The 5,020-nt window shown below is 66.2% G+C and carries 4 protein-coding genes; all 4 read left to right on the plus strand.

Annotated elements, in window-relative coordinates; translation table 11 throughout:
* Positions 1-117 precede the first annotated feature (117 nt).
* Positions 118-1,086 carry an NADP-dependent oxidoreductase gene (locus ABW137_RS23230; protein ID WP_526403808.1) on the plus strand — a complete coding sequence of 323 codons (969 nt, stop codon included), beginning with the start codon at positions 118-120 and terminating at the stop codon, positions 1,084-1,086.
* Positions 1,087-1,127: 41 nt separating this feature from the next.
* A complete protein-coding gene (locus ABW137_RS23235) occupies positions 1,128-1,694 on the plus strand; it encodes an HD domain-containing protein (protein WP_526403809.1) in 567 nt (188 codons plus the stop codon).
* 35 nt (positions 1,695-1,729) lie between these two features.
* Positions 1,730-3,559, plus strand: coding sequence for a molybdopterin-dependent oxidoreductase (locus ABW137_RS23240; protein WP_526403810.1), 1,830 nt, complete (start codon positions 1,730-1,732; stop codon positions 3,557-3,559).
* Between the two features lie 54 nt (positions 3,560-3,613).
* A partial coding sequence (locus tag ABW137_RS23245; protein WP_526403811.1) for an ATP-binding protein occupies positions 3,614-5,020 on the plus strand: 1,407 nt, incomplete at its 3' end.

The following is a 5,020-nucleotide window of genomic DNA, read 5'->3' on the forward strand; positions in this document are numbered from 1 at the left end:
GAGTATCAATGACGTCACCATCGCCGACTCCGAGCGGCTGTTCCACTGGGACAGCGATCAATCCCGCCCGAACGACCATCCCGACCTGAGCGACCAGGGCCTGTGAACGCGCTGACGATGAGGGCGGTCGGCGTTACCGAGTACGGCGGTCCCGATGTTCTCGAACTCGTGGAGCTTCCCCGCCCCGAGGCAGGACCCGGTCAGGTCCGCATCCGCGTACACGCCGCCACCGTGAACCCCGGGGACACTCTGCTGCGCACCGGAGGCGTCGACGACATGCTGCGGTCCGGCCCGCTGAGACCGCCCTACGTCCCCGGAATGGAGGCTGCCGGCGTCGTCGACCAGCTTGGGCCGGGCGCTCGGACCGATCTGCGCGTAGGTGACCGGGCGATGGTCATCGTGATGCCCATCGACGCCACGGGAGGGGCCTACGCCGAATACCTCGTCGTCGACGCCGACCAAGCCGCTCACGCACCGGCGGGGACCACCCACGTCGAGGCCGCGACACTTCCGATGAACGGTCTCACCGCGCGGCGCGCCCTGGACGTGCTCGGCCTTGGTCCCGGCGAGACGGTGGCCGTCACCGGCTCCGCAGGCGCGGTCGGCGGGTACGCCATTCAGCTGGCGAAGGTCGACGACCTCAGGGTCATCGCCGACGCCGCGCCCGCCGACGCGAATCTGGTGGCCACCCTGGGGGCCGACCAGATCGTCGCCCGCGGACCCGGTGTGGGACAACGCATCCGACAATGGTGGCCGGAAGGCGTCGCTGCGGTGGTGGACGCTGCGCTGCAAGGAGCGGAAGTCGTGCCCGCGGTCCGAGACGGCGGACAGATCGCGGCGGTGCGCATGTGGGAGCTCGCGGGGTCAGCGGACCTCGGCGAGGAGCGCGGTGTCAGGATCCGGGATGTGTTCGTCCCCGAGTACACCCATCGCAACGACAAGCTCGACGAACTCAGGAAGCTCACCGAGCAAGGATGGTTGACCCTCCGGGTGGCGCGGACATACCCAGCGGCCGAGGCCGCCGAAGCACACCGCGCCTTGGAGGCTGGCGGCGTGCGCGGGCGACTCGTCCTCACCTTCGATTGACAGGCCAGGGAACTGAGATGCAGATACCGGATTCCCCACACGTGAGCAAGGCGGTCGCACACGTCCGAGCGGTGCTGCATCCCCAGATCTTCAACCACAGTGTCCGTACCTTTCTGCTGGCTGCGCAGGCGGCACACCTCGACGACGTCAGCGATATCGACGAATCACTCTGTCTTGCAGCACTATTCCATGACTCGGGCACGGCCGATCGATATGACGGTCCAGCTCGGTTCGAGATCGAGGGCGCCGACGCGGCCGCCAAATTCCTGCAGCAATGCGGTTGGGGCGCAGCGGAAATCGATCCCATCTGGGAGGCCATCGCTTTGCATACCACCCCCGGCATCCCGGAACGCCGCGGACCCATCGCGCGCTATCTGCGCCGTGGCGTGGGGATCGAGTTCGGATCTAGAGAACTGCGCGCGTCGCACGCGGCCAGCGTCGCGGAGGCCGAAGCGCGGTACCCGCGGGCGCACCTCGAGGAAGTGCTGCAGGCCCTGGTCGTCGAACAGGCCCTCAGACGACCACAGAAGGCCACTGCACCTTCGTGGGCGGCCGATCTGGTCCGGCACCACCAGCCGGGACGCTCAGGAGTGAATCCCGCCTTCTGACGACCGCAGCCTCGGCACCCGAGATAGGAGAGGCGATGACGGAGAGCTACGACTTCGATGCGATGAACCGAACGGTGAACGAAGAATGCCCTGCCACCGGGGAACCACGAGGATTGGCACAATCGATCGACCCGCTTCGTGCCGAGCTCACCGCGGCCGCTGACCGCGTCGACCTCGACGAGTGGTCCAAGGCCATGCCTGCGGTGATGGCCAAGATCCCCGACGTCCGGATCGGCAAGCGCTGGTTGAGCACACTGTGGCTCTTGCCTGTCGGGGCTGCTTTGTTGATCGTGGGAATAGCCGTGGCACAGCATGTTCGGGGCTATCAGATGGTGCAGCAATTCATCGAAACCTATCCCGGACAAGGCGCCTTTCAGCCTCCGGTGGACACGGGGTTCCCCGGCTGGCTCCGGATTCTGCACTTCCTGAATCTGCTCTTCATGATGTTCATCATCCGGTCGGGGTTACAGATCCTGGCCGATCACCCACGCCTGCAGTTGGATGCCGGTTCCACGCCCGGCCGGGAATGGCTGCGTCTACGCGGTCCCGTTCCACCCGAGCGGATGGGCCAGGGGGCGCCGAAGAACGTGTGGACCTCCAAGGATGACGCGGTGGCGTTGCCAGGCTGGATCGGGCTACCGGGGATCCGACACTCAGTCGGCCTGGCCCGTTGGTGGCATTTCGGCGTTGATCTCCTTTGGGTCCTGCTCGGTGGGTTGTTCTACGTCCTGCTGTTCACCACCGGGCAGTGGGAGCGACTGGTACCCCGGGATTGGGACGTGGTCCCCAACGCGATCTCGGCCGCAGTGCAGTACTTGTCGCTGGACTTTCCGCCCAACCAGGGATGGACGCAGTACAACGGCCTGCAGAACCTGGCGTACTTCACCACTGTCTTCGTGGCAGGACCGCTGGCCTTCATCACCGGATTGCTCCAGGCGCCGGCCGTCGCGGCCAGATTCGGGCTGGCATCCGGACGCCTCAACCGGCAGGTGGTGCGCTCGGTGCATTTCGGCGTGCTGATGTACTTCGTCGTCTTCATCGTCGTGCACACGGCGATGGTCTTCATGACGGGCTTGTTGGTCAATCTCAACCACATCACCACGGGCCTGAACACGGCGACGTGGGTCGGGTTGTGGCTGTACGTCCTATGGATGACCGTCGTCGCGGTCGCGTGGCTGGCGGCTTCACCGCTGACGCTGCGGTATCCCCGGGTAGTGCAGAAGATGGGTCGTCGCCTGGTCGGCTGGGCGAAGTGCCTACTCGAGTGGGCCGACCCGCGGGCCACGTACTCCGAAGAGCACATCTCTCCGTTCTTCTGGCCCAACGGCACGATGCCGATCAGTGAGGCCTATCTGAAATTGCGCGACAACGGTTTCCGGTCTTACACGCTCCGGGTCGGCGGGCTGGTGGAGAATCCGGTGGCACTGACCTACGAGCAGTTGAAGGCGATGCCCAAGCAAGAGCAGATCACGCAGCACTACTGCATTCAAGGCTGGTCCGGTATCGCCAAGTGGGGTGGTGTGCCGATGAAGCACATCGTCGACATGGTTCGTCCACTGCCACTAGCGAAGTGGGTCGTGTTCTATTCCTTTGCCGATGGCGCTGAAGGTGGCCGCTATTACGATGCGCACGATATCGACCACATGCAAGACGAGCTGACGATCCTGGCCTACGAGATGAATGGCACGCCGCTCGGCGAACTCCACGGTGCGCCGCTGCGGCTACGCAACGAACGAGAACTGGGCTTCAAGCAGGTGAAGTGGATCGAAGCCGTCGAGTTCGTCGAGTCCTTCGCTCAGCTGGGTGCGGGCCAGGGCGGCTACAACGAAGACCACGAGTTCTACGGTTATCGCGCGTCCATCTAGGACCTCCTAGACGAACCGTCAGCGCCGTTGCCTTGATTGTCGGATAATCCCTTCGTGCAGGTCAGTGGCGCCCCCGAGAGCGGCCCCCCGGTCACTCTGATCGGGCGTCGCGACGAATGCGCGATCCTCGATCGGCTGGTCGCTGCGGTCTGCTCCGGGGACAGCCGGGCACTGGTGATCCGTGGAGAAGCGGGGGTGGGCAAGACCGCGCTACTTGAGCACCTGACGGCCGACGGTCGGTGTCGCATCGCGCGGACGTCTGGTGTCCAGTCGGAGATGGAGTTGGCGTTCGCCGGCGTGCACCAGTTGTGCTTGCCGATGTTGGACCAGTTGGGTCGGCTGGCCGCGCCGCAGCGCTCCGCACTGACTGTTGCGCTCGGCATGGCGGAGGGTCCGGCGCCGGACCGATTTCTCGTTGGGCTGGCGGTCTTGAACTTGTTGTCCGACGTGGCCGCGCATCGGCCACTGCTCTGCCTGGTCGACGACGAGCAGTGGCTGGACCGCGCGTCGGCGGACGCGTTGGCGTTCGTGGCCCGACGGTTGGGAGCGGAATCGGTCGGCTTGGTGTTTGCGGCCAGGGAGCCGACCGATGCCGTCGCAGGCTTACCGGCTCTGGTGCTCAGGGGACTGCGCGGAGCCGACGCTCGCCAGTTACTGGATTCGATGCTAACTGCGCCGCTGGATCCGCGGGTGCGCGACCAGATCGTCGCCGAGACACGCGGCAACCCCCTGGCGCTGATGGAGCTACCTCGCGGACTGACCGCCGACGATCTCGCCGGTGGGTTCGGATTGCCTGGCGCATTTCGACTTTCGAGTGCGGTCGAAGAGATGTTCCGTTCGCGGATCGAGGCATTGCCGGACCAGACCCGGCGATTGCTATTGCTCGCCGCCGCTGAGCCGACGGGAGATTCCGCGCTGATGTGGCGTGCCGCGGGCGAACTCGGCATCGGGCCGGACGCGTCGGCGCCCGCTATCGAGGCTGAACTGTCGTCGTTCGCCACCCGGGTGAAGTTTCGTCATCCCCTTGTCCGTTCAGCGGCCTACCGGTTGGCGCCGCTGCGCGACCGGCAGCAGGTCCACCGAGCGCTCGCCGCGGCCACCGACGCGCAGCAAGACCCGGACCGGCGTGCGTGGCATCTGGCCAACGCCGCGTCGGGCCCCGATGAGGAGGTTGCCGCAGAGCTCGACCGCTCGGCCGAGCGTGCCCAGGCGCGCGGAGGAGTCGGTGCGGCAGCGGCATTCCTCGAGCGCGCGGCAACGCTGACGATTGACCCGGCGCGCCGCGGTGATCGCGCGCTCGCCGCGGCATCGGCCAAGGTCCAGGCAGGCGCATTCGACGCCGCACTGGATCTGCTGGCCATGGCAGAGGCTGGGCATCTCAGCGATCTCCAGCAAGCCCGCTCCGACCTCGTCCGCGCGCAACTCGCGTTCGTCACTAGTCATGGCAACGACGCGGCGCCA

The organism is Mycobacterium sp. (assembly GCF_040509115.1).
Lineage (GTDB): Bacteria > Actinomycetota > Actinomycetes > Mycobacteriales > Mycobacteriaceae > Mycobacterium.

Coding starts and splice junctions, on each gene's coding strand:
- ABW137_RS23230 (WP_526403808.1), top strand. CDS start 118: ATGAGGGCGGTCGGCGTTACCGAGTACGGCGGTCCCGATGTTCTCGAA.
- ABW137_RS23240 (WP_526403810.1), top strand. CDS start 1,730: ATGACGGAGAGCTACGACTTCGATGCGATGAACCGAACGGTGAACGAA.